Origin of the sequence: Idiomarina sp. 29L, assembly GCF_004123135.1 — a bacterium.
In the GTDB taxonomy this organism is placed as follows: domain Bacteria; phylum Pseudomonadota; class Gammaproteobacteria; order Enterobacterales; family Alteromonadaceae; genus Idiomarina.
Genome location: NZ_SDJS01000002.1, coordinates 475,116 through 498,834, shown reverse-complemented (window position 1 = coordinate 498,834; position 23,719 = coordinate 475,116). Strand labels below are relative to the sequence as shown.

The following is a 23,719-nucleotide window of genomic DNA, read 5'->3' as shown; positions in this document are numbered from 1 at the left end:
AAAGGGCCTCTTCGTTTAGCTTTTGCAATGCATTGTTGAGAATTATTCTACTTTATTTCTGGCGCATCCGCATCCATTCAAGATTTTACTGGCAACTGAAATTTGTACAGGTATACTCTTTGCCCGCGAGATTTTTCTGACAACCCTCTGGTAGTGGTAGCTTATATGCAAGAACTGTTAGATTTCATTAGCCGAAACCCCATGATGAGTGGCCTGTGGGTGGTGTTATTGGTTGCGCTAATTATTACTTATGTGCGCTCTGCCATGTCACCTATTAAGAGCCTACAGCCACAAGAAGCGACGGTTTGGGTTAACCGTGGCGATGGCATTTTTGTTGACATTCGTAACCAGGATGAATTCAAAAAAGGCCACATTCACGGTTCAAAGCACTTAAGCATGGACAAAATTAAGCAAAAAAGCTTAACGTCTATTGAAAAATTCAAAGACGCCCCCATTGTGTTAGTCTGTGCAACAGGAATGACGGCAAAAGCAGCCGCATCTCAGTTAACCGCTGAGGGCTTTAAGCAAGTGGCGGTATTACAAGGTGGCATGAACGCCTGGCGTAATGACAAACTGCCGGTTTCGCAGAAATAATAACAACGAATTGAAAACTCATAGTGAATAGGAAGTAAAATCATGGCTGAAGAACAGCAAGCAAACGGCGCAGCAGCCGAAAACCAACAGCAACAAGCACAATTTGCTATCCAGCGTATCTATGCAAAAGATATTTCTTTTGAAACGCCAAATTCTCCAAATGTATTCCGCAAAGAGTGGAAGCCCGATCTGAAACTGGATTTAAACGTTAAGCACGAGAAAATCGAAGACGGCGTTTACGAAGTGGTACTGACGCTGACAGCGACCAATAAAGTTGAAGACGACGTTGCTTTCCTTTGTGAAGTGCATCAAGCCGGTATTTTCTCAATTGGTGAAGAAGTTCAGGAAGGTCAACTGGCACATATGCTGGGTTCTTTCTGTCCGAACATCTTGTTCCCATACGCACGTGAGTGTGTAGCGAGCTTGGTTAACCGTGCAACCTTCCCTCAGTTGAACTTAGCACCAGTTAACTTTGACGCTATCTTTGCGCGTCACATGCAGCAGCAAGCGGAGCAAGCTCAGGGTCAACAGACTGCTGACGCTTAAGCGAACGCGATAATGCAAACACCACAGGTGACGATATTAGGGGCGGGCTCTTATGGGACCGCCCTTGCTATTTGTTTTGCGCGAAAAGGCATCCCGACAATGTTGTGGGGCAGGGACTCTGAGAAAGTCGCGCTAATGAGGTCAGCCAGAGAAAACGCTGCCTACTTACCCGGCTGTCCATTTCCTGAATCTCTGCAAGTGACTGATGACTTAGAGTTGGCGCTAAAAGACGTCGACAACGTGGTTGTGGTCGTGCCAAGTCATTCATTTTCCAGCATGTTAAAGCAAGCGAAGCCGTTGCTGAAAGAGAATGCCCGAGTTGCCTGGGCAACCAAGGGTCTGGAACCTGATACTGGCCGACTTCTGTATGAAGTCGCTGAAGAAATTTTGGCCGACAAGCATCCGTTGGCGGTGTTGTCAGGGCCAACTTTCGCTATTGAAATGGCAAAAGGTCTGCCTACCGCTATTTCCATGTCATCGACCGACCAAACTTTTGTCGACGAACTGTCTGACATGCTGCATTGCGACCGTTCCTTCCGTGTTTACACCAACAATGACTTTATTGGTGTTCAATTAGGTGGGGTGGTGAAAAACGTGATTGCCATTGGCGCAGGTATGGCCGACGGCATAGGCTTTGGCGCGAATGCACGTACCGCACTGATTACTCGTGGCTTAGCTGAGTTAACTCGACTGGGTCTGAAGCTAGGAGCTAAAAGCGATACTTTCACCGGTATGGCAGGGCTGGGTGACCTTATCTTAACCTGTACCGACAACCAGTCGCGAAACCGACGCTTTGGTCTAGCGCTAGGTGAAGGCAAATCGGTCGACCAGGCGTTAAAAGACATTGGTCAGTCCGTAGAAGGGTATCGTAACACCAAAGAGGTGGTCGCACTGGCGTCTCGAAACGGTGTGGAAATGCCCATTGCTGAGCAAATTTACGCGGTCCTTTATGAAGGTAAAGAGCCGCAACAAGCCGCTATCGATTTGTTGAGCCGGGAGCGTAAAACGGAATAACCGTTCTACGCTTCAGGCTTCATTAGCAAGGTTCGCTTAGGCACCTGCTAATTGCTGTTCCATTACCTGCCACTGGGCTGCCAGATGTTCCGTGGGTAAGCGCTTAAAGTTAGAGCGAACAAACTGACTGATTTTACCGTCGGCATAGCTTAGTAGCATATTTGCCAGAACGGCCTCATCGACAATAAACTTCTGTTGTTCCCGCATCGCTTTTTCACGCAGAACCTGCTTAATTGAGCTTTCAATACGGTTAAACAAGTCTTCCATGCGACTGCGCAGGCGGTCATGTTCACCCATGAGTGCGTCGCCTGTCATAACGCGGGTTATGCCTGGGTTACGCTCAGCAAAAGTCAGCAATAGCTGCAAAATCATGTAGCAACGAGACAGCGTATTTTTTTCTTCATTCATAATGAGGTTAATACGCGTCAGCAGGGTGTCCTCTACAAATTCGATAAGGCCTTCAAACATTCGTGCCTTAGAAGGGAAGTGGCGGTACAATGCTGCTTCAGAGACACCAAGGTTGGCGGCTAACTTTGCGGTTGTAATGCGCTGACCCGGGCTGGTTTCCAGCATTGCGGCCAACGCCTGGAGTATTTCTTCACGACGGTTACGTTTTTGTTCTGCCATGAGTGGTTATTTCCTTATGTATGGACAGTTAAGAACGACCAGAGTGACCGAAACCACCTTCGCCACGGTCTGATTCTTCAAATTCGTCGACAATGTTCATGCTGGCTTGTATCACTGGCAAAATCACCAACTGGGCAATGCGGTCGCCCGGCTCAATGGTGTATGCCTTATTGCTGCGGTTCCAGCAGGATACTTTCAATTCGCCCTGGTAGTCCGAATCGATAAGACCCACCAAATTGCCTAAAACTAAACCGTGTTTATGACCGAGGCCTGAGCGTGGCAGAATGGTGGCGGCATAGCCCGGATCACCAATATACATGGCAATGCCAGTGCCAATGAGCTGGGTTTCGCCCGGCTCTATGGTCAGAGGCTCGTCTAAACAAGCACGTAAATCCATGCCGGCAGAGCCGCTGGTCTCATATTTAGGAAGAGGGATAGACTGACCGATACGTTCGTCGAGAATTTTAACGTCCACTTGCGTCATGAGTTGTTCACTTAGCTCCTGTTGGATGTATCAAAATAGCGCTTTGCAATAGCATCGATAATGGCAACAGCCATATCATGCTTGCTCATGGTCGGAAGTGACTGCTCACTGTCCTTGCTTAATATCAACGCACTGTTCTGGTCACTATTGAACCCCTGATGAGACTCACTGACGTCATTGGCGATGATCATTTGCAGTTGCTTACGCTGTAATTTGCTTAAGGCATTTTCTTTTAAATTCTGGGTTTCCGCGGCAAAGCCCACGGTAAAAGGACCGTTGGCAGACTGTGCCACGGTTTTCAAAATGTCAGGGTTTTGCACCAGTGACAGTTTGGGCGGTTCACTGTTTTGTTCTTTCTTAATTTTGTGTTCGGCGACATGCTCTACGCGATAGTCGGAGACCGCAGCACAGCCGATAAAAACATCACAGTTTGCAAGCTGTTGTTGTACTGCTGTCAGCATTTGCTCAGCGGTTTCAACATCAATACGCTGCACGCCTTTCGGTGTGGCAAGCTGGGTGGGGCCGGACACCAATACAACCTTTGCTCCGGCATTAGCCGCTGCCTGAGCTAACGCATAACCCATCTTGCCTGAACTGTGGTTACTGATATACCGCACGGGATCGATAGCTTCGCGCGTCGGACCCGCTGTAATGACAAAAGTTTTACCCTGCCAGGTGCCGGAAGCTGTAGAACCGCTGTCCGGCAACTTATCGTCTAGCAATGCCTTAACAATATCGGTGGGGTCGGTCATGCGGCCATAGCCAATATCGCCACAGGCTTGTTCGCCGCTTTCCGGACCAATAAAGGTAATGCCGCGCTCTCGCAGAGTAGACACATTCGTTTGTACTGCAGTGGCCGCCCACATTTGCTGATTCATTGCCGGCGCAACGCAAACAGGCGCTTTGCTGGCTAAAACCAGCGTACTGAGTAAGTCATCGGCAAAACCGTGAGTAACGCGTGCCAGGGTATTTGCTGTGGCCGGAGCAATAAGAATAAGATCGGCCCATCGTGCTAGCTCGATATGGCCCATTGCGGCTTCTGCTGTGGGATCAAGCAAGTCATCGCTGACCGTAAAACCAGACACAGCCTGTAAGCTAAGTGGGGTTACAAACGCTTTGGCACTTTCGGTCATAACACAGCGTACGACGGCACCTTGTTCACGCAACCGGCGCACCAGGTCAGGTGTTTTATAGGCTGCGATGCCGCCAGTGATACCCAAAAGAATGTTTTTGTTCTGCAGTTGTGTCATGCGAACCCCTCAATGTTAACTCGTGTAAAGATAACACGAGACCCGGAAACACGGTAGATGCTCGTTATACTTATCCGCAGTTCAAACGAAGGAGAGTATAATGAGTGTCAAGGAGTGGCCGGTTGCAGAGCGTCCGCGTGAAAAGTTGCAGTTACAGGGGGCGCAGTTTCTCAGTGATGCGGAGTTATTAGCGGTATTATTGGGCAGTGGCCGACAAGGGCAGGATGTGGTGACCTTTTCCCGCAAGTTACTGCACCATTTTAATGGTATTGGACCGCTGTTAGTCGCTAGCCGTGAGCAACTGCTTGAATGTGATGGTATTGGGCCAGCCCGGGTGAATCAATTGCAGGTTGTTATGGAGTTGTCGCGGCGGTATTTAAAGTGGCAACTGGAGCGCACGGACGGCTTTACTGAGCCAAGTATGGTTAAGGACTATCTCATTTCGAAGCTTAGACACCAAAGTCGGGAGTTGTTTGTCTTGCTCTTGCTTGACAGCCAGCACCGGCTGTTGCACTACGAAGAACTGTTCCAGGGGACCATCAATGCGGCGCCAGTGTACCCGCGTGAAGTGATTAAACTGGTGATGAAATACAATGCAGCCGCGGTTATCTTAGCGCACAATCACCCGTCGGGCGTGGCAGAGCCAAGCCAAGCGGATCAGCGCGTGACTGAACGAGTGAAAAAAGCCCTGAGCTTAATTGATGTTTCTTTACTCGATCATTTTGTTATTGGTGCTGGCGCACCCATTTCATTCGCCGAGCGTGGATTGTTGTAGTTTTATACTGGCAGTTTGGTGAAAAATCACGTAAAATCCGCCCGAACGATCGTTAAGGATCATATTTCCGTCGTATTAGCTTGATTAGAAGGGCAGTTTGCTGTATAAAATGCGCCCTCGGATTTATAGGCAAGGTCACGTTGGGCGACAGGCGAGCTTGCAGCAATTTTGGAGTAAAGACATGTCACAAGTATGCCAAGTTACAGGTAAGCGTCCGGTAGTCGGTAACAACCGCTCGCACGCACGCAATGCGACTAAACGTCGCTTTTTGCCGAACCTTCAATCGCACCGCTTTTGGGTAGAAAGCGAGAAGCGTTGGGTTAAGCTGCGCATTTCTACTAAAGGTATGCGTATCATCGATAAAAACGGTATCGACTCGGTATTAGCGGATCTCCGCGGCCGTGGTATCAAGGTGTAAGGAAAAGATATTATGCGCGATAAGATTCGTTTGGTGTCGTCTGCGGGTACTGGTTACTTCTACACGACAGACAAAAATAAACGCACCATGCCAGAAAAAATGGAAATCAAAAAGTACGACCCAGTGGTTCGTAAACACGTGATTTTCAAAGAAGCTAAAATCAAGTAATTGGTTTTATCGCTTACAAAAAACCCAGCTTCGGCTGGGTTTTTTATTGTCTATTGCTCAACTATTTAGCGCGGTGGGTCAATAATGCCGGAAACACTGGCATTAATACGGAACCAGCCGGTGACACTAAACCTGTCACGTTTTGATGGCAGTACTTCATGCACAAATCGGTCACTTAAAAACACGACTAAGCGGCCTTGTTGGGGTAATACAGTCTCCAACACTTCGCCTTTCGCGCCGTATATCACCAGCTGTCCGCCATCGTCTTCCTGCCACTGCGGGTTTAAATAAAAGACTGTGGTTAGCACTCGATTACTACGCCCTTTAAAGGCGTCTAAGTGCTTTTTATAAAACGCGCCATTAGGGTAGTGTGCCAAGTGGCATTCGTAATCGAACAAGCCCATAAACAGCGACCGGTTAAACTCAACACGCAGCTCTTCCATTATCGCTAAATAATCAGCGTGTTCAGGTTGCTCTGGGGTTAACCAGTAAATACGGTCGTTACGAACCATCGTGTTAATGGTTTGTGACTGCTGGCGACCTATGCCGGCCATATTCCAATATTGTGCCGGCAGTTGCTGCGAATAGTCATACAAGGCTTGCGATTGCTGCTGTGGCAGGAAATTATCGACAATGCAGTATCCGGTGTCGGCAACGGCGTCGATGATAGTAGGTAGCAGCATAGTAGTATGACCATATTCATTTTTTGTCGCGCGAAATATAGGGTATTCTTAACATAGCGACAAGCAAAAAATAACACACTTAGGTGCTCTTTTATGAAGGTTAACGAAAAACGCAAACTGTTTGGCGTAACAATGCGTAAACGCTCCTGGAATAACGTTCTGGTCTACGTCATTCTTATTATTATGTTTGTGTTTTGGTACGTTGCGCCCCCCATGAAAGAAGTTGATGAGACAGTGTCGGAGCCTAGCAGCGAAATTGGTCTGATTCCTGACGACGGTACCTTGGCGACCATAGAAATGCCGGATTTGATGTTGAAACGAGACAACGGTGAATGGCAATGTGCGAACGAATGCAGGCTGACTAACCAGCAAATTAGCGGAGTCGTCACTCACTGGTTATCGATAAAAATGACACCGGTCGATGTGCAGGCTACCGACAAAATTACCGATGTTTTACTGTCGTTCAATGACGGCAATACGGCTCGAGTAGAACTTTATGCGTCACCGTATCTTATTTTAAGGTTACCGAACCAGCAGCAAAACTTTAAAATTGAGAATTTACACGTAAGTCAGTTATTAGGACGTTAATACATGCCTGAATTACCAGAAGTTGAAGTCAGTCGGTTAGGCATATCGCCACACATAGAAGGTCACCAAATACATCACGTTAATGTCCGTGACAGCCGTTTGCGCTGGCCGGTACCCGAGACAGTGAAAGAGGTTGAAGGACAAGCGTTGTTAAGCGTTAAGCGGCGTGCCAAGTACCTGTTGTTAGAGACCCATGCCGGTACGTTAATCTTACATTTAGGTATGTCGGGCAAGTTGCGAGTGGTGCCAGTAGACACGCCGTTTTACAAGCACGATCACATCAGTATTGAATTCGATGACGGCCAAAGTTTGCGTTTGAACGATCCGCGCCGTTTTGGTGCGTTACTTTTTACCAAAGAGCAACCCGAGATTCATGATTTACTAAAGCACTTAGGCCCTGAGCCCCTGACAGATGCGTTCCACGCAGATTATTTGTTCGAACAGTCCCGTAAACGCACACAGCCGGTTAAAACCTTTATTATGGATAACCGAGTGGTGGTTGGCGTCGGTAATATCTACGCGAACGAAGCCTTGTTCAAAGCCGGCATTAATCCCAAACGCGCCGCCGGCAAAATCAGTAAACAGCGTTATGAGAAGCTGGTTCCTATTATTAAAGAAACCTTAGCTCAGGCAATAGAGCAGGGCGGTACGACCCTTCGTGACTTCACCCAAGTAGACGGCGCGCCGGGCTACTTTGCGCAAAAGCTTCAGGTGTACGGCCGTGGCGGAAAATTGTGCATGGTGTGCAGTCGTCGACTGAAAGAAATTCGGCTGGGGCAACGCAGCACTGTGTATTGCACGACCTGCCAGCGTTAATCCTGCGAGAACTCCGAAAGCACGCGGCAAAAATCGTCTGGCTCTGATAAAAATGGCGCATGCGAGCTTTTATTAAAAGTCACTGATTTTGACTGCGGTGCCAGCTCGTCAATTTTTGTAATCGCGCGTTCAGGCACCAAACTGTCGAGGCGACCATAAAGCCGTAGAAAAGGTACCTCTATATTGGCGAGTTGCTCGCGAAGGTCGCATTCTTGTAACAGCTTCAGTGTTTCTTTAAGCACTTTCTGGTCGGGGGTTGGCTTACTAAAAATAAGCTCTCTGACTAATTTTATTTGTGCTTTAGCATCGCTGCTTCCCATAGCTTGTATTGCTAAAAAACGCTCTATGGTTTTCCGGAAATCGGAGTCGAGCTGCTGTTGAAATTGCTCAAGCACACGAGGCTTTATACCCGGCCAGCTGTCAGACTCGACAAAGTGTGGTGAAGACGCCACCGTGGTGAGCGATAGAACTCTATCTGGATGTTTTAGGGTAAACTGTGTCGCGACTAGCCCACCCAAGGACCAACCCATAACATGAAATCTTTCGGGTAATGCAGGTGCCAATGCGTCGACCAAGTCGTCTAAACTCACCGATGCTTCGAACGACCAGGATGAGTCACCAAAACCGGGCAAATCAACACAGTACACCGTGTACTTTTCACTTAAGGAAGGAATAATAGGTTGCCATATATTCGAGTTCATTCCCCAGCCATGGATTACAACTAAAGGCGTTCCTGCCCCGTGGCACTGAATAGATAGGCTCACTATACTTCCTCTATTTGAATAGCAAATGGTTAACGGCACTTATGCTAGCGTTTTTACGAGATATCGCCAACCAGTTTGGTGGTGGCAAGTGTTGGAGTTGTGGTACCAATAGAGCCAGTGGCAGCGGCTTCTGTAATTATTGCGAATGGGCGTTGCCGCGTTGGTATCCGGCTTGCTGTCAGCATTTAGCGGATTTGCGTCACGCGTTAACCGATCGGCCTTGTCGATACTGGTTCGCAAGTCTACGTTGGGAACCCCAAACCCGGCAACTGATGCAGTGTTACAAGTTTCAGCATCGAGCGGAGTTAGCCTCGGTATTTGCAAGGTTGCTGGCCGCCCATATTGTGTTGTGCTATCAAAATAAACCCCTGCCCGACGGCATTATCGCTATGCCGATGACGGAAAAGTCTTGGCATAAACGCGGTTTTCATCAAACGGCGTTAGTTGCCCGGGAGGTGGCTAGCTTGCTAAGTATTCCTTATTTATCCAATGGCTTGAGGATCGTAAGAGCGAAGCCATTGCAACATTTAACCAGCCAGCGAGATCGTTGGCATAATAGTTATAGAAGTCAGTTGGCGCTCGCTAACGTTAAGGGGCAATCGATTGCGGTCATCGATGATGTCATAACAACCGGGGCGACCATGATGGCAGCGGCTGATGCGCTTTACAGAAAAGGTGCTGAACACGTCGACGGTTGGGCCATTGCTTATAATCAGGGTGACTAGAAACTGAGTGGGATGTCAGGTACACTATACCCTAGTAATTTACTCAGGTATAAGCCGTGAGGTAATCAGTTTATGATACGTATTTCAGAAGCCGCGCAGTCACATTTTCAAAAGCTATTGGCCGACCAACCCGACGGCACAAATATTCGTGTATTTGTGGTGAACCCAGGTATGCCAAACGCAGAGTGTGGAGTTTCTTATTGCCCGCCTGACTCAGTAGAGCCAGACGACGAGCGCTTGCCGTTTAATGGTTTCGATGCTGTCGTTGATTCTGGCAGTGCGCCATTTCTGGAAGATGCGGCCATTGACTTTGAAGAGCAGGAATTAGGCTCTCAGTTGACGTTGAAAGCGCCTAACGCGAAAGCACGTAAAGTGGCTGACGACGCACCACTGATTGACCGTGTTGAGTATGTGATTCAAGTGGAAATCAATCCACAGTTGGCCAATCACGGTGGTCAGGTCATGGTGACAGAAATTACCGACAGCGGTGTTGCGGTGCTTCAGTTTGGCGGCGGTTGTAATGGCTGCAGCATGATAGATGTCACACTGAAGAACGGCATTGAAAAGGAGTTGTTAGAACGCTTCCCGGATGAAATAACCGGTGTTCGCGATGTTACCGAACATGAGCACGGTGAACACTCGTACTACTAGGGGTATAGCGTTAGACAACTTTGCGTTGTCTTTACAATATCGTGTTAAATAAATGTGATCCCTTGCAGGTCTGTCCCTCGTAGAGATATTTGCCCTAATCAAAACGAGGAAATTAACCATGCAAGGGATCAAAACGTTGGGGATTATCTCAATCCCTCTGTTATTTCTCACCGGTTGTGACTGGTTTGACAGTGACAACGATGACAATACTACCACACCTCCGCCCGCAGCTGAATCCAGTTACGTGCGAGTTCACCATACCTCTGCCGATGCCCCGGATGTCAATGTTTTGGCAGGTGGCTCAGCACTCATTGAAGGCCTGGCGTACCAAGACTCTTCTGCAGTATTGGAAGTTGATGCCGGCGACTACGATGTGTCTGTTGAAGGTATTTTGGCTGACGGTGAAACCGTAGAAGCCATTGCGCCAACATCGCTGACGTTAGCAGCTGACATGCGTTATGAAGTATTCGCTATTGGTCAGCTAGGCGACGAGTCACTTGAGCCATTAGTTGTTGAGACAGCAGTGTCTGAAATTGCGGCTGGCGAAAGCCGTATTCACGTCGTTCATGCGGCTTATGGTGCGCCAACGGTCGATGTTTACCTTACTGCTCCTGATGCAGCATTAGCGGACGAAGAGGCGGATTTAACACTCGCTTTTGGTGAAGACAGTGGTCAGCTGGATGTACCGGCGGGCGATTACCGTGTTCGTTTAACGGCGGCCGGTGAAAGCACCGCGGTTTATGACTCAGGTACGTTAGCGTTAGCCGACGGTGGTGATTATGTCATCGCTGCTACCAATAATACCGCTGCCAACACCGAAGACTCACCGGTTGCGCTTCAAGTCACTGACGGTACTGATACCTTGGTTGTTTATGACGCCGATACTGGTGCAGATGTACGTGTTGTGCATGCAGTGGCTGACGCACCGAACGTTGATGTGACGCTAAATGACGCGGCAGAACCTCAAATTGCTGACTTACCATTTTTATCAGCAACAGGCTATTTGAATCTGCCGGCCGATGAATATTCAGTCGATGTAGCGGCTGCTGGTGGATCGCCGGAAGTTATCACTGATGAGCCATTGGCCGTGGAAAACGCTATGAGCTATTCGGTGTATGCGGTTGGCGAACTGTCGACTATCGGTTTGCAAGTGATTGCAGAAAACCGTCGTCGTGTTGCGACTGAAGCACAAGTGCAGCTGATTCATGCCGCACCAAATGCGGGCAACGTCGATATCTACGTGACACCAACGACCGATATCAGTGGTGCAGAGCCACAGTTCAGTGATATTCCGTTTGACGCTGAAGCCTTAGTCAGCACGGGGAATGTGTCGTTACCGCCAGGTGACTATGTTGTAACCGTGACGGCAACAGGCACTACAGACATTGCTATTCAAACCGGTGTATTAACACTGGAAGCGGGTGGCTTGTACACTGCAGCGGCAGTTGACGCCGATGGTGGTGGTTTACCTCCTCAGCTATTACTTATGGACGACCTGGCAAATTAATTCGCCATAACCAAATAGCCTGGGTAATACCACGCATTAACAGAAAGCCGCTGAGAGCCAACCACAAACCGTGGTTCTCCAGCGGCAATCCTAACCACCACAGTGGTAGAAACCCAATTAAAGCGGACAGCAGCATGGTATTGCGCATCCCTTTGCTCATAGACAAGCCAATAAACACCCCGTCAAACCAATAGCTCCAGTGAGCGATAACCGGCATAAGAATTATCCATGGAAGATAGTTCATGGCGGTATTCACCACTTCAGGAATGTCTGTAATGAGACGAACAATTTGCTCACCGGCAATGGCAAACACTAAGGTGTAGCTTACGGCAAATAATGATGACCAAAGCAGGGTTATTTTGCACCAATAGCGGATTTTATCGGGCTTTTTTTGCCCTTTAGCGGCACCCGCTAGCGCCTCGACCGCATAGGCAATGCCGTCCAATCCCAAAGATATCAGCATTAAAAACTGCATAAGAACCGCATTAACGGCAACCAGAGTGCTGCCATAGCGGGTGGCGTAGCCAGTCATGGTGGCCATACAAAGCTGTAAAACCAAACTCCGAACAAAGATATTACCGTTAACACCAAGGAAGCGCCGTAACGCCTGCCCGCTTATTGCAAAGTGGGGCAGTGACCATTGCAGTGCACGAGCGGTCCAGTAAAAGCCGACAATGGCGGTGACCCATTCAGCAATCAGCGATGCCCAGGCCGCACCTCTTACATTCAAGTCGAGACCGATAATCAGCACTACGTCCATCACCACGTTAACGGCGTTGGTGATAATAACCAGCAACATGGCTTTGCGGCTATTTTGGCGGCCCAGTAGCACACCCAAAGCCACCAACGTCATAAGAGCGGCAGGGGCTGACCATAAGCGAATACGAATGTACTCGCGTGCGTAGGGCTCTAATTCAGCCGAGGGCGCGACAACCCACATCGCAGCGTCGTTAATCCAGGGGCTGGCAAAGGCAATGGCCAAGCCCAAGATGACCGCAATAATGACCCCGTTGTTAAAGTGCTGGCGCTGTGCACTTAAGTCTTCAGCTCCGAAAGACTGCGCGATATACCCCGTGGTCGCCATACGCAGGAACACCGCCAGCAAATAAATAAAGCTGACGACCATGGCACCGACGGCAACCGCCGATAAGTAGATAGCATCGGGTAAATGACCTATGATGGCCGTATCAACCAAGCCGAGAAGCGGCGCGGCGATATTGGACACAATCATTGGTAGGGCGATGGCAAATACATGCCTGTGATCAACGGTTGGAAACCCCAAAAACGTTCGCATAAACTTTTCGTGACTTTTTAAAGTATTAATTCAAGTACTTATACTGTATCAGGAGTGACTATGAAGGTGTTGAACAAATTACTGGCGGGCAGTTGCGCAGTATTAAGCTTGGGCTGCTCATCAGAAAGCCTGGCGGCCAATGATAGTGTCGTTGTTTTGCAGTACCACCACGTTAGCGACAGTACGCCGGCGGTCACTTCTATTGATCCTGACACGTTTAAAGCGCACTTGGACTACTTAAAAGACAATAATTTTAGCGTCATTGATATTAAGCAGGCCCAAGAAGCTATTGAGGGTAACGGGGAGTTACCTGAAAAAGCGGTTGTTATTACGTTCGATGACGGTTACCAAAATGTGTATGAAAACGCGGCTGACTTGCTAGAGCAATACGAAATGCCGTATACCGTCTTTGTGAACCCAGACTTAATGGCTAAGCACCAGGGTCACTATATGGGCTGGGAAGAGCTGAAAGACATTGAAGCTCGGGGAGCCCGTATTGCTAACCACGGTCAGACTCACGCACACTTAATTCGCCGTGAGCCCGATGAAACCAAAGAGCAGTGGGTTGAGCGTATGCATTACGATGTAGTCAGCGCACAAGAGGCTATCGACGAAAACTTAGGAGAGCAGGAAAAGTATTTCGCGTACCCATATGGAGAGTACGATAACGAACTCAGAGTGCTGCTCGATGACTGGGGCTTTCTGGCGTTTGCTCAGCACTCCGGGCCCTGGTCGGAGTGGAGCGAAGAAACTGCGATTACTCGTTTCCCGGCATCGGGTATTTATGCCAACTTAGACACCCTAAAGACGAAACTGCGTTCCAAGGCGATGCCGGTGGTCAGTTACAAGCCTGAAGAGCCATTGCTCGATTATGAAAACACGCAACCGACACTGGAGGTTACTCTAACGGGTGATGAAGCGTTAAAAGATGTGCGCACGAATCAGCTACGGTGTTTCTCAGGTGGCCAGGTTTTAGAACCTGAATGGCACAGTGACACGCGTTTTTCTGTAGAAGTAACTACTAACTTACCGATAGGCCGTTCGCGGGTTAACTGCACGGCGCCGAGTGCATCCGAGTCACGTTATTATTGGTATTCAATAGCGCTAATTCGACCTGACGCACAAGGTAGCTGGCCAGACTAACAGGATCTAAACGTTAGTCAGCAATAATAGCAAAGTCGCGCTTTAACTGTTCCATGTCGACCACCGGTACTTCTCCGCGCTTGTGGTCGGCATTAAAAATGGCCTTTCGGTGTCCGTTGGGATTCACCAAAATAATGGCGGCGCTGTGATTTACCAGGTAATTTTCTTCACCTTCCTCCGGTATGGAGTACATAAGCCCTAAGTCACGTACGAAGGGAAACAGCGACTTATGCTCAGCGCGCACACCGACAAAGTCTTCGCCAAAATAGCCAACGTATTCTTGCAGCCGTTTTATATTGTCACGCTGAGGATCGACTGAAATCATCCATACCTTGACAGGCGCTTCTGTGGCTTTTTGCAGCTCAGGAAGGGCTTGCTTTAAGTCCGACATGGTTGTGGGGCAAATATCCGGACAGAACGTGTAGCCAGTGAATAATAACGTCCACTGACCTTTTAATGCGTCGTTTGAAACCTCACCGTCATGAGTGCTGGTTAAGGTAAAAGCCTTCAGTGCGCGAGGCGGTTCGTAAATAAGGGCTTCAGGTTTCGCCTGCGGTAAGTTGCTATACACCAGCCAGCCGGCAATTAACGCAATGACAGCAACAATAACGGTAATGAAACGACTCATAAAGGACCCTATACGTAGTGATCAACCAGCAATATGACGAACAGCAACATGAGGTGCCAAATAGAGAAGGCAAACATGTTAAAGGCTGTTTTCTTATTGGGCGCGTATTTCAACTTCCACGCATAAGCCAGGAATATAGCGTTCAGCGCTGTAACACCCACCAGATAAATCATACCGGTCATGCCAATAAGGAATGGCATAAGGCAAACTACGCCCAGCAAAATGGTATAAAGGAAAATACAGGTTTTAGTGAACTCGATACCATGGGTTACCGGTAACATGGGTATTTTGGCACGTGCGTAGTCTTTTGCGCGATGTACCGCCAGTGCCCAGAAGTGCGGCGGCGTCCAGGTGAAAATAATCATGACCAATAAAATAGGAAACGCTGATATTTCATTGGTAACCGAGGTCCAGCCGAGTAGCGGTGGTGCTGCGCCGGCTAAGCCGCCAATAACAATGTTTTGCGGGGTCGCTCGCTTCAGAAACATGGTGTAAATAAAGGCGTAACCGACCATAGACGCAAACGTCAGCCAGGCGGTTAACGGATTCACCCAAGCGTACAAGGTGACAAAACCGATAACACCGATAGTGGTCGCAAAAGTAACGACTTTAGCGGGCGATAAATTCCCCTGAGGCAGTGGACGGCGAAGCGTTCGCGCCATTTTGGCGTCTATGTGGCGATCGACTAAGTGGTTAACCGCAGCGGCAGCGGCAGACATCAAACCAATACCGGTTAAAGCAGGCACTAATACCGACAGCGAAACAAGCTGCTCAGTGGCCAGGCACATGCCAACAACGGCAGTGAGCAGTAATAACGCGACGACACGAGGTTTGGTTAACTCAAGGTAGTCTCGCCAATGTGCGTTGCGCGCTTTTGTTATTTGTTTTGTGGCAACGGATTGCATAACTACGACTCCTTACGCTTTTCTGGACAGGTTGTAATTCAACCCGACCAAAGACAGCAGCAATAATGCCCCGACGGCATTGTGAGCGACCGCATTCCAAAGCGGCAATTGAAAGACTACGTTACTAATACCCAGAGCAATTTGCAAAACTAATAACAAGCCTATAACAGATAGCTTATTTCGGAAAAACTGTGATTTGGCCTTACGCCAGCATTTGAACAGTAAGGTACACAGAACTAAGAAGGTCACAACAGCGCCAATACGATGAACAACATGCATGGTCATGCGGTCATCATAGTCGTGAGCACCAAACTGGTAGGTGTCGGCTTCCGGAATGCTATAGGCACCAGCAAAGTCTAAGTTGGATACCCAGTCGCCTTCGCAAAACGGTAACTCGGTGCAGGCAACGGCGGCGTAGTTCGCTGCGACCCAACCGCCCAGCGCGATTTGGCCAATAACGACTAACATCGCAAAAAAGGCTAAGCCTCGGTAACGCCTTAGCTCAGGATCGCCTCCCGCCAACCTGAAGTCGGACAACCTAAGTGACAGCAGGTAAAGCAGTGATATGACCGAGAACCCTCCCAATAGATGCCCCATGACGATCAGCGGTTGCAGGTTCATGGTGACTGTCCACATACCGAGAGCGGCCTGGAATATAACCAGTCCCAGCAGCAGCGTGGGTAACTTAACCGGTGGCGGGTAGTGGCTTGGCTTGCGGCTGCGTATCCAAGAGGCGATCGCAATCACCAGAATAAGAAGGCCGAGTGTGCCAGCGAAGTACCGATGAATCATTTCATTCCACGCTTTATCCTGCTCAACAGGGGCGTCCGGAAAGCGAAGTTCGGCCTGTACAATATGCTCTTGCTGCGACGGCACTTTTAAAAAACCATAGCAACCAGGCCAGTCGGGGCAGCCAAGCCCCGCTTCGGTCAACCGGGTAAAGGCGCCAAGAACAATAACCACAAAGGCAAAAAAAACGCTAATTTTAACAAGAGTTCTCATCAGTAACGTTCCTTATCCAATTCGGCTCAGCTTCAGCAATTTTCTGAGGTCGGCTAACACGTTTTTGCCCTCTTTGATCATCGCCTCTTTGTCGTTGTGTGTCGGGTAATACAGCATAACGTTGTGCATAGGGTCGATGATAAACAGTGTATTGGCGGGTAAGTCCTGAAGCTCACGAATAATTGCTGGCGCCGTTACCGGTGTTACTTGCGGAGCGTCACGCTCATAATCTGAGAGTTGGTCGTTGTTATCGTGAAAGGTCACTGGCGTTAAACGGTCGGTATCTTTGCCAATAGCAACGTCTACCTGGTTCATCACGTAAAGGGCGTTTTTACAGGTCTGTTCGCAGCTTTCCGGAGGGATATAGCCCAGCTTCCAGCCCTCAGGTAGCGTATCGACTTCGGAGCTTAACGTAATCGGCGGCTGTAATAACGTGCCTTTGTTGGTGCCTGCTTCATACCAGTTCTGTGACAAAATAAGCCAGGCGGCTAAGACCGGTAACAGGAACAGTAGAAATACAGTTAATATGGCCTTTTTTGAGCGATTTGGGGAGCTCATTGGGTCTCCTCTTCTTTTTTTGATTGTTTGTTAAGTTTTATAACAGCAATTACGAAAATCACCAAGCATGCGACCGCAAGAGAGAACCATTGTGTCGCATATCCATAATGTTTTTCTGGTTTCATGACTTGTGGTTCCCAATCTCGTTGCCAGCCGATATTTTCGGGCGTTTCAAGCAATAGTAAGTGAGAGCTGATTGTCGCGTTGAACTCCCGAGCAAGCGCTTTGGGCGCCGCCTCCTGAATACGAACGGAGTCATTATCTGTGGCATATTCGAAGGCGTTTCGGGTGAGCTCGTTCTGACTGGGGAAATACACATAGGCGGTGAGTGTTAACTTGCCTTTAGGCAATTCGACCTCGGGAATATCGCTGCGAAACGTGGGAGCTGGTAACCAGCCCAAATTAACCAGCTGTACTGGCAGCTCGGGCGAATCTGGTTGAAAAAAGCCCAACACATTGTAGCCAACTGTGCTGTCCAGGATTTTATTGTCGAGCAATAACACCGGTGTTGGCTGAAACTGGCCGCTGACTGACACATAAGTAAACCGGTGCTGATCTTCGTTTAAGTCCTTTATCGAGCTTAAGGGCTTCGCTTCACTGGTTTGTTGCGACTCGTAGTCGTCAAACAGCTGCTGCTTTTCCTCGGCTCTATCTAGCTGCCAAAAGCCAAGCTTGACCAACACCCCAATTGCCAGCAAAGTAATGATTGTTGCAACAAGGGGAATTTGTATGTTGGTCGTTTTTAAGGTCATTATTGTTCTACTGCTCGTGTATATGGTGGTGAATTTGTTTCGCGCATTATTTTCGATGCTACGTAACGATCCCAACAAGCCACCAATGTCTTATTATCTGGGGAAACGAGTGGGAATAGCCGCTATTATTTTAATTGCCCTAATAGCGGCCGCTTACGGCGGCTTTTTGCCGTTAAATCCACGCCCCTATTAAACGGGGCGCTTTTCTTACAGTACGTAAACCACTACAAATAAGCATAACCAAACCACGTCAACAAAATGCCAGTACCAGCTGGTGGCCTGGAATGCGAAGTGATTGTCTGGCGTAAAGTGCCCCTTCAGTACTCGCAGGAACATAATAATGAGCATGACGGTACCTAACGTCACGTGCAAACCGTGGAAGCCGGTAAGCATGTAGAAGGTATTACCGTAAATGCCTGAGTCCAGTGTTAAACCCAACTCTTCGTAGGCATGTATGTATTCCGCACCTTGCAAATACAGGAATATCATACCGAGGATAATGGTTACGCCGAGCATTGCGGTTAGCTGCTTGCGTTTACCTTGCTCAAGCCCTGTGTGTGCAAAGTGACAGGTTACCGAACTGACTAACAGTATAATAGTGTTGATAGCCGGCAAGCCGTACCAACCCATAGCCTGTGTCTCAGTTCCGCCCGGGGTGTTCACTAATGGCCAATGTGCGACAAACTCGGGCCAGAGTACTTCATTGGTCATGGCGTTGTTACTGTCGCCGCCTAACCACTGAACCGCAATAACGCGGGCATAAAACAAGGCACCAAAGAAGGCGGCGAAGAACATAACCTCAGAGAAAATAAACCAGCTCATGCCTTGTTTGTAAGAAACGCCTAACTGGTCGCTGTACAAACCTTTCATGGACTCGTTAATTTGATCGCGGAACCAGCCAAATAGCATAACCGCCATAACAATAAGGCCGGCAATAAGTACTGTGCTGCCGTAGCCGTCTTGTTCTTTCGACATATCAATAACGGTGTGGCCTGCGCCCCACGCAATAAGTCCCAGGCCAACCGCGCCGACTATCGGCCAAGGGCTGGAAGCAGGAACATAATAACTTTGTTGTTCTGCCATAACGTCTTTCCTTATTCTGTTTTTAATAACTGAGCCATTTGCTCAGCGGACGTATTGGCTGTCATATCGTACAGCGTGTATGACAGGGTAAAGGTTGTAATGTGGTCTGGAATGTCCGGGTCGACATAAAATTGCATCGGCATTTCGGTATCTGAGTTAGCTGCCAGCGGCTGCTGATTAAAGCAGAAGCATTCCACTTTATTCAAATAGAGAGAGGCCTCAGCCGGCGCTACAGATGGAATTGCCTGGGCAACCATATCGGACTCGGTTGGGTTTGCTGCCAGGAAATTAACGACTTTGGTTTCGCCTGGATGAACACGAACCTCTTTTACTGACGGCTCGAATTTCCAGGGAATGCCTTTAGCATTACGCGTAAGGAATTGAACCTTGATAGTACGTGATTCGTCTACCTCGACCATTTCATAAGTCGCAGCTTCATTACTGGTACGGCCGTTGAAGCCAGTCACTTCACAGAACACGTCATACAACGGCACCAGCGCGAACCCAAACGCAAACATCCCAGCGACTGTCAGTAACAGTCGCTTAACCAGAATGCTGTTATTCGGACGTTCTTCAGACATAGGTCCTAATCCACTTTCGGTGGTTTTTCAAAGGTGTGATACGGAGCCGGAGAAGGTACTGTCCATTCCAGGCCTTCCGCGCCTTCCCACGGCTTAGCTTCTGCTTTTTCGCCGCCTTTCACACATTTGATTACTACCCACAAGAAAATCAGCTGCGACAGACCGAACGCAAAACCACCAATACTGGTAATTTGGTTCACATCCGCAAACTGAGTCGCATAGTCAGGAATACGACGAGGCATACCGGCCAGTCCCGCAAAATGCATTGGGAAGAACAGTACGTTCACTGAAATGACCGACGCCCAAAAATGGGTTTTCGCCAATGTCGAGTCGTACATGTGACCTGTCCACTTAGGTAGCCAGTAATAAGCTGCCGCCATAATCGAGAAAATCGCACCGGACACCAATACATAGTGGAAGTGTGCAACCACAAAATAGGTATCGTGATACTGGAAATCAACAGGTGTAATTGCCAGCATTAGCCCAGAGAACCCGCCGATGGTGAAGAGAATGACGAAGGCCAGTGCGAACAGCATAGGCGTTTCGAACGTCATCGAGCCTTTCCACATGGTGGCGACCCAGTTAAAGACTTTCACCCCGGTTGGCACTGCTATGAGCATGGTGCAGTACATAAAGAACAGCTCAGCGAAGACCGGCATGCCTGTTGTAAACATGTGGTGAGCCCACACCAGGAACGACAGTAATGCAATGGCCGCGGTTGCGTACACCATCGAGGAGTAGCCAAACAGCCGTTTTCGGGTAAATGCAGGAATAATGGCTGAGATAATACCGAAGGACGGCAGAATCATAATGTAGACTTCAGGATGCCCGAAGAACCAGAAAATGTGCTGGAACATAACAGGGTCACCGCCGCCTGCGGCATCAAAGAAGCTGGTACCGAAGTACTTATCGGTCAATACCATGGTGACTGCCCCTGCCAAGACCGGCATCACAGCAATTAGCAAGAATGCGGTAATTAACCAAGTCCAAACAAACAGCGGCATTTTCATGTAATTCATGCCTGGCGCGCGCATGTTCATTATGGTCACAATGACGTTAATAGCACCCATAATGGATGAAATACCCATAATGTGAACCGAAAATACGAACAGTGCGGTAGAGTCTGAACTGTAAGTGGTTGAAAGCGGTGCGTAGAATGTCCAACCGAAGGCAGGACCGCCACCTTCCATAAACAAAGAGCCCAGCAGAATAATGAAAGCAAATGGAAGAATCCAGAAGCTCCAGTTATTCATACGGGGCAATGCCATATCCGGTGCCCCAATCATCATGGGGATCATCCAGTTAGCCAAGCCGGTAAAGGCAGGCATGACGGCACCAAAGACCATGATTAGACCGTGTACCGTGGTCATTTGGTTAAAGAACTGGGGTTCAATTAACTGAAGACCCGGTTGGAATAGCTCTGCGCGGATAACCATTGCCATGGCGCCGCCAGTTAAAAACATAATAAAACTGAACCATAAGTACATTGAACCAATGTCTTTATGGTTGGTTGTAAATAGCCAGCGACCAATACCAGACGGCTTATGATCGTGGTGTGCGTCGTGATGTGTTGCTTCGACTGCTGTGCTCATCACCGTCTCCTTATTGATTCATGACTTCGTTGATATCGGCTGCCTGTACCAGGTCGCCGGTGTCGTTACCCCAGGCATTACGCTCGTAGGTGATAACCGCGGCGAGCTCTTGCATGCTTAACTGTTGTCCGAATGCCTGCATGGCCGTTCCGGATACACCATTAACAACAATGTCGATGTGTTTTGATTTCGCTTCAGGGTCAACGGCAACGCCACTTCCCGCGAGTGCAGGGAATACACCGTTAACACCTTGACCGTTAGGTTGGTGACAAGCTGCACAGGTACTGTTATATACTTTTTCACCCAAATCCATGAGCTCTTCTTTCGACATTTCCATAGAGAGTAGCTCTTGTTCTCGCTGACGAGCGGCCTCTTGTTTAGCTTCAATGTCGGTTATCCATTTTTCGTATTCGGCCGGCTCTTTTGCAATAACCACAACCGGCATGAAACCGTGATCTTTACCACAAAGCTCAGCGCACTGGCCGCGATAAATCCCGGGTTCATCGACTTTGGTCCAAGTCTCGTTAATAAAGCCAGGATTAGCGTCCTTTTTAACGGCAAAGTCAGGTACCCACCAACTATGAATAACGTCGTCCGAAGTCACTAGGAAACGAACTTTTCTGTCGGTAGGAATAACCAATGGACGATCAACTTCCAGAAGGTAGTTTTCGCTTTTAGTGAACTTATTATTGATCTGCTCTTGCTGTGTCGCTAAGCGGCTGAAAAACTCAACGTCATTCTCGAAATACTTGTAGTGCCACTTCCACTGAGAACCTGTTACCTGGATGGTGACATCGGCTTCTGAGGTGTCTTCCATAGCAATAAGTGTTGTCGTTGCCGGAATAGCCATACCTACAAGAATAAGGAGTGGAATAATGGTCCAGGCAATTTCAACTTTTACGTTCTCGTGGAAATTCGCTGGTTTGGGGTTTTTCGATTTGCGATGGCGAATCATCGAAATGAACATTAAACCGAACACAACCACACCAATAGCACAACAGATATAAAATATCGTCATGTGCAGGTCGTAAACTCGGTTACTGACTTCGGTAACACCTTTGGTCAGGTTGAGTTGATTTTCCGCGCTAGCAGGTAAGCTCAACATAGCCAATAGTGCCCACAGAGGCTTCATTTTCACGTGACTTCTCCTCTTATTCTTCAATGAGACCGAAAGACTAATTCCGATCAAAATTCGAAGAACAAAGAGGTAAGCAGAAAAAGGAACAGCATCTCCCCAGAAATCACTTTCTCCACAGACTCTTTGTTATAATTATCGTTGTTATAATATTTTTATAGTCGGGTAGTACATTTATTAACTAATTTACAAAGAAAGATCCAGATCAAATCAAACAAATGGTTAATAAATGAGCGGATCTGTTAAAAAAAGGCTGCCGAAGCAGCCTATCAAGGAAGAAACACACTAACGAGGATTTAGTGGAGGTGGGATGTTAGTGTGTTTTTATCAAACAGGAAGTATTGAGTGTGACTTAACTTACTGGCCATTTTGGCGCGCTGCCAAGTGCGGCTTGACACAGAGTCAAGGTAGGCAATAACCATGCTGCTGTTTCCGGCCAGCAATGCTTGCTCTAATGCCCATTCGCAACGCTCCGCAGAATGGCTGCGTAACCAACGAATTTGGTGCTCCGCAACGCCTGATTCAATAAGTTCAGCAATGACATTTTTGTCCCCACCGATAACAGTGACCCACTCACTTGGCTTTTGTTGTAAAGCATTTTGAACAGCGGGTGATAATGCGTCCGATTCTGTCGATTCCGTATGAGCTTCCGGCTCAAATTTAATATCCGTAGGTGCAGCTTTCCACAAACCAGGGTGGTGTAATTTCGTGTTTTGTTGAGTCTTCATAATGCAGCTCCGTTTCTGATAACACCAACCGCCAGACCTTCAATAGCGAATACTTGTGACGCTAAGTCTACGGTGATGGTGGAGAAATCTGGGTTTTCCGGATGTAATAAGACAGTGCGTCCTTTGCGCTCAAAGCGCTTTACCGTCACTTCGTCTTCTACCCGAGCAACAATGACTTGGCCGTTTCTCGCTTGCTCCGTTTTATGCACAGCGAGTAGATCGCCGTCGAGAATGCCGATGTCTCTCATGCTCATGCCGTTTACTTTTAGTAAAAAGCTGGCGGCAGGCTGGAATAATGATTCGTCGACTTTGTAATGCCCTTCAACATGCTGTTCAGCCAGCAATGGCTCACCGGCAGCGACCTGACCAATCAGTGGCAGCCCTTCAGCGATATCAAAGTCGTCACCAACTAACCGAATACCACGCGACATGCCCGGCATAATTTCGATAACACCTTTACGCGCCAATGCCTTTAAATGCTCTTCTGCTGCGTTGGCAGAACGAAAGCCAAGCTTCGACGCGATTTCCGCGCGCGTTGGTGGCATACCGGTCGCGTGCAGGTTGTCTTTAATCAGCTCTAATATTTCAGACTGTCTCGGTGTTAAAGGGCGCATATTCGAACCTGTGTTTATGTACAGTGATACTGTGAGTATATACAGGTATTTTCATTTCGCAAGTCATTTCATCAACGACTTTTATTTTTTAAGT

At 48.3% G+C, this 23,719-nt stretch carries 30 protein-coding genes; 13 read left to right on the top strand and 17 right to left on the bottom strand.

Annotated elements, in window-relative coordinates; genetic code table 11:
* Positions 1–165 precede the first annotated feature (165 nt).
* From EST55_RS06055 to gpsA, 3 genes are read left to right on the top strand one after another with little or no spacing between them, the layout of a single operon-like run.
* The gene (locus tag EST55_RS06055; protein ID WP_100690943.1) at positions 166–594 is read left to right on the top strand and encodes a rhodanese-like domain-containing protein; all 429 of its coding nucleotides are present in this window, start codon (positions 166–168) and stop codon (positions 592–594) included.
* A gap of 42 nt (positions 595–636) precedes the next feature.
* On the top strand, positions 637–1,140 hold the full coding sequence (gene secB, locus EST55_RS06050; protein ID WP_088769143.1) for a protein-export chaperone SecB: 504 nt from the start codon (positions 637–639) through the stop codon (positions 1,138–1,140).
* 12 nt (positions 1,141–1,152) lie between these two features.
* On the top strand, positions 1,153–2,154 hold the full coding sequence (gene gpsA, locus EST55_RS06045; protein WP_100690942.1) for an NAD(P)H-dependent glycerol-3-phosphate dehydrogenase: 1,002 nt from the start codon (positions 1,153–1,155) through the stop codon (positions 2,152–2,154).
* A 36-nt stretch (positions 2,155–2,190) separates the two neighbouring features.
* Here the strand turns inward: gpsA and slmA are convergent, their stop codons facing one another.
* Genes slmA through coaBC form a run of 3 tightly spaced genes read right to left on the bottom strand, consistent with a single transcriptional unit; the run spans position 2,191 to position 4,515 of the window.
* Positions 2,191–2,781 carry a nucleoid occlusion factor SlmA gene (slmA, locus tag EST55_RS06040; RefSeq protein ID WP_053953203.1) on the bottom strand — a complete coding sequence of 197 codons (591 nt, stop codon included), beginning with the start codon at positions 2,779–2,781 and terminating at the stop codon, positions 2,191–2,193.
* Between the two features lie 28 nt (positions 2,782–2,809).
* Positions 2,810–3,265: a dUTP diphosphatase gene (dut, locus tag EST55_RS06035; protein ID WP_100690941.1), complete on the bottom strand. Its 456-nt coding sequence runs from the start codon at positions 3,263–3,265 to the stop codon at positions 2,810–2,812.
* Between the two features lie 11 nt (positions 3,266–3,276).
* A complete protein-coding gene (gene coaBC / locus EST55_RS06030) occupies positions 3,277–4,515 on the bottom strand; it encodes a bifunctional phosphopantothenoylcysteine decarboxylase/phosphopantothenate--cysteine ligase CoaBC (protein ID WP_129496825.1) in 1,239 nt (412 codons plus the stop codon).
* A 100-nt stretch (positions 4,516–4,615) separates the two neighbouring features.
* Here coaBC and radC point away from each other — a divergent pair, with 100 nt between their 5' ends.
* The 3 genes from radC to rpmG all read left to right on the top strand — a co-directional run bounded on the left by radC (position 4,616) and on the right by rpmG (position 5,876).
* A complete protein-coding gene (radC, locus tag EST55_RS06025; protein WP_100690939.1) occupies positions 4,616–5,290 on the top strand; it encodes a DNA repair protein RadC in 675 nt (224 codons plus the stop codon).
* Between the two features lie 181 nt (positions 5,291–5,471).
* Positions 5,472–5,708: a 50S ribosomal protein L28 gene (rpmB, locus tag EST55_RS06020; RefSeq protein ID WP_053953199.1), complete on the top strand. Its 237-nt coding sequence runs from the start codon at positions 5,472–5,474 to the stop codon at positions 5,706–5,708.
* Between the two features lie 12 nt (positions 5,709–5,720).
* Positions 5,721–5,876 (top strand): 50S ribosomal protein L33, encoded by a 156-nt coding sequence (rpmG, locus tag EST55_RS06015; RefSeq protein ID WP_008489399.1) that lies wholly within the window; start codon positions 5,721–5,723, stop codon positions 5,874–5,876.
* A gap of 65 nt (positions 5,877–5,941) precedes the next feature.
* Here the strand turns inward: rpmG and EST55_RS06010 are convergent, their stop codons facing one another.
* A complete protein-coding gene (locus EST55_RS06010) occupies positions 5,942–6,559 on the bottom strand; it encodes a 2OG-Fe(II) oxygenase (protein ID WP_088769133.1) in 618 nt (205 codons plus the stop codon).
* A 93-nt stretch (positions 6,560–6,652) separates the two neighbouring features.
* Here EST55_RS06010 and EST55_RS06005 point away from each other — a divergent pair, with 93 nt between their 5' ends.
* Together EST55_RS06005 and mutM are read left to right on the top strand one after the other, a co-directional pair.
* Positions 6,653–7,147, top strand: coding sequence for a hypothetical protein (locus tag EST55_RS06005; protein ID WP_129496824.1), 495 nt, complete (start codon positions 6,653–6,655; stop codon positions 7,145–7,147).
* Between the two features lie 3 nt (positions 7,148–7,150).
* Complete coding sequence (mutM, locus tag EST55_RS06000; protein WP_129496823.1) at positions 7,151–7,963, top strand: bifunctional DNA-formamidopyrimidine glycosylase/DNA-(apurinic or apyrimidinic site) lyase; 813 nt, start codon at positions 7,151–7,153, stop codon at positions 7,961–7,963.
* Here the strand turns inward: mutM and bioH are convergent.
* Positions 7,960–8,727, bottom strand: coding sequence for a pimeloyl-ACP methyl ester esterase BioH (gene bioH / locus EST55_RS05995; RefSeq protein ID WP_129496822.1), 768 nt, complete (start codon positions 8,725–8,727; stop codon positions 7,960–7,962). The genes mutM and bioH overlap by 4 nt on opposite strands.
* A gap of 41 nt (positions 8,728–8,768) precedes the next feature.
* On the opposite strand from bioH, the gene EST55_RS05990 reads away from it, so the two are divergent.
* The 3 genes from EST55_RS05990 (at position 8,769) to EST55_RS05980 (ending at position 11,610) form a co-directional block, all read left to right on the top strand.
* Positions 8,769–9,452 carry a phosphoribosyltransferase family protein gene (locus tag EST55_RS05990; protein WP_129496821.1) on the top strand — a complete coding sequence of 228 codons (684 nt, stop codon included), beginning with the start codon at positions 8,769–8,771 and terminating at the stop codon, positions 9,450–9,452.
* Positions 9,453–9,524: 72 nt separating this feature from the next.
* Positions 9,525–10,103: a Fe-S biogenesis protein NfuA gene (gene nfuA / locus EST55_RS05985; RefSeq protein ID WP_129496820.1), complete on the top strand. Its 579-nt coding sequence runs from the start codon at positions 9,525–9,527 to the stop codon at positions 10,101–10,103.
* Positions 10,104–10,221: 118 nt separating this feature from the next.
* Positions 10,222–11,610 carry a DUF4397 domain-containing protein gene (locus EST55_RS05980; protein ID WP_129496819.1) on the top strand — a complete coding sequence of 463 codons (1,389 nt, stop codon included), beginning with the start codon at positions 10,222–10,224 and terminating at the stop codon, positions 11,608–11,610.
* Here the strand turns inward: EST55_RS05980 and EST55_RS05975 are convergent.
* Positions 11,588–12,904 (bottom strand): MATE family efflux transporter, encoded by a 1,317-nt coding sequence (locus EST55_RS05975; RefSeq protein ID WP_100690932.1) that lies wholly within the window; start codon positions 12,902–12,904, stop codon positions 11,588–11,590. The two genes, EST55_RS05980 and EST55_RS05975, sit on opposite strands and share 23 nt — an antisense overlap.
* A 60-nt stretch (positions 12,905–12,964) precedes the next feature.
* On the opposite strand from EST55_RS05975, the gene EST55_RS05970 reads away from it, so the two are divergent.
* Positions 12,965–14,047, top strand: a complete 1,083-nt coding sequence (locus tag EST55_RS05970; RefSeq protein WP_129496818.1) for a polysaccharide deacetylase family protein — start codon at positions 12,965–12,967, stop codon at positions 14,045–14,047.
* A gap of 13 nt (positions 14,048–14,060) precedes the next feature.
* Here the strand turns inward: EST55_RS05970 and EST55_RS05965 are convergent, their stop codons facing one another.
* Genes EST55_RS05965 through EST55_RS05945 form a run of 5 tightly spaced genes read right to left on the bottom strand, consistent with a single transcriptional unit; the run spans position 14,061 to position 17,892 of the window.
* Positions 14,061–14,675: an SCO family protein gene (locus EST55_RS05965; protein WP_129496817.1), complete on the bottom strand. Its 615-nt coding sequence runs from the start codon at positions 14,673–14,675 to the stop codon at positions 14,061–14,063.
* A gap of 8 nt (positions 14,676–14,683) precedes the next feature.
* The gene (cyoE, locus tag EST55_RS05960) at positions 14,684–15,580 is read right to left on the bottom strand and encodes a heme o synthase (protein ID WP_100690929.1); all 897 of its coding nucleotides are present in this window, start codon (positions 15,578–15,580) and stop codon (positions 14,684–14,686) included.
* 12 nt (positions 15,581–15,592) lie between these two features.
* Entirely contained in the window at positions 15,593–16,582 is a 990-nt protein-coding gene (locus tag EST55_RS05955) for a COX15/CtaA family protein (protein ID WP_129496816.1), read from the bottom strand.
* 12 nt (positions 16,583–16,594) lie between these two features.
* Positions 16,595–17,140: a hypothetical protein gene (locus EST55_RS05950; protein ID WP_129496815.1), complete on the bottom strand. Its 546-nt coding sequence runs from the start codon at positions 17,138–17,140 to the stop codon at positions 16,595–16,597.
* Positions 17,137–17,892: an SURF1 family protein gene (locus tag EST55_RS05945; RefSeq protein WP_129496814.1), complete on the bottom strand. Its 756-nt coding sequence runs from the start codon at positions 17,890–17,892 to the stop codon at positions 17,137–17,139. Before EST55_RS05945 ends, EST55_RS05950 begins: the two co-directional genes overlap by 4 nt.
* Between EST55_RS05945 and EST55_RS05940 the strand changes: the two genes are divergently transcribed.
* Positions 17,870–18,085: a DUF2909 domain-containing protein gene (locus EST55_RS05940; protein ID WP_074668897.1), complete on the top strand. Its 216-nt coding sequence runs from the start codon at positions 17,870–17,872 to the stop codon at positions 18,083–18,085. The genes EST55_RS05945 and EST55_RS05940 overlap by 23 nt on opposite strands.
* A 14-nt stretch (positions 18,086–18,099) precedes the next feature.
* On the opposite strand, the gene EST55_RS05935 is transcribed toward EST55_RS05940, so the two are convergent.
* The 6 genes from EST55_RS05935 to lexA all read right to left on the bottom strand — a co-directional run bounded on the left by EST55_RS05935 (position 18,100) and on the right by lexA (position 23,625).
* The gene (locus EST55_RS05935; protein ID WP_053953185.1) at positions 18,100–18,975 is read right to left on the bottom strand and encodes a cytochrome c oxidase subunit 3; all 876 of its coding nucleotides are present in this window, start codon (positions 18,973–18,975) and stop codon (positions 18,100–18,102) included.
* Positions 18,976–18,986: 11 nt separating this feature from the next.
* Positions 18,987–19,556, bottom strand: a complete 570-nt coding sequence (locus EST55_RS05930) for a cytochrome c oxidase assembly protein (RefSeq protein ID WP_053953184.1) — start codon at positions 19,554–19,556, stop codon at positions 18,987–18,989.
* 5 nt (positions 19,557–19,561) lie between these two features.
* Positions 19,562–21,148 carry a cytochrome c oxidase subunit I gene (gene ctaD, locus EST55_RS05925; protein ID WP_129496813.1) on the bottom strand — a complete coding sequence of 529 codons (1,587 nt, stop codon included), beginning with the start codon at positions 21,146–21,148 and terminating at the stop codon, positions 19,562–19,564.
* Positions 21,149–21,158: 10 nt separating this feature from the next.
* The gene (gene coxB / locus EST55_RS05920) at positions 21,159–22,280 is read right to left on the bottom strand and encodes a cytochrome c oxidase subunit II (RefSeq protein ID WP_129497016.1); all 1,122 of its coding nucleotides are present in this window, start codon (positions 22,278–22,280) and stop codon (positions 21,159–21,161) included.
* A 299-nt stretch (positions 22,281–22,579) separates the two neighbouring features.
* Positions 22,580–23,011: an SOS-response cell division inhibitor gene (locus tag EST55_RS05915; RefSeq protein ID WP_129496812.1), complete on the bottom strand. Its 432-nt coding sequence runs from the start codon at positions 23,009–23,011 to the stop codon at positions 22,580–22,582.
* A complete protein-coding gene (gene lexA, locus EST55_RS05910) occupies positions 23,008–23,625 on the bottom strand; it encodes a transcriptional repressor LexA (protein WP_088769100.1) in 618 nt (205 codons plus the stop codon). Before lexA ends, EST55_RS05915 begins: the two co-directional genes overlap by 4 nt.
* Positions 23,626–23,719 lie beyond the last annotated feature (94 nt).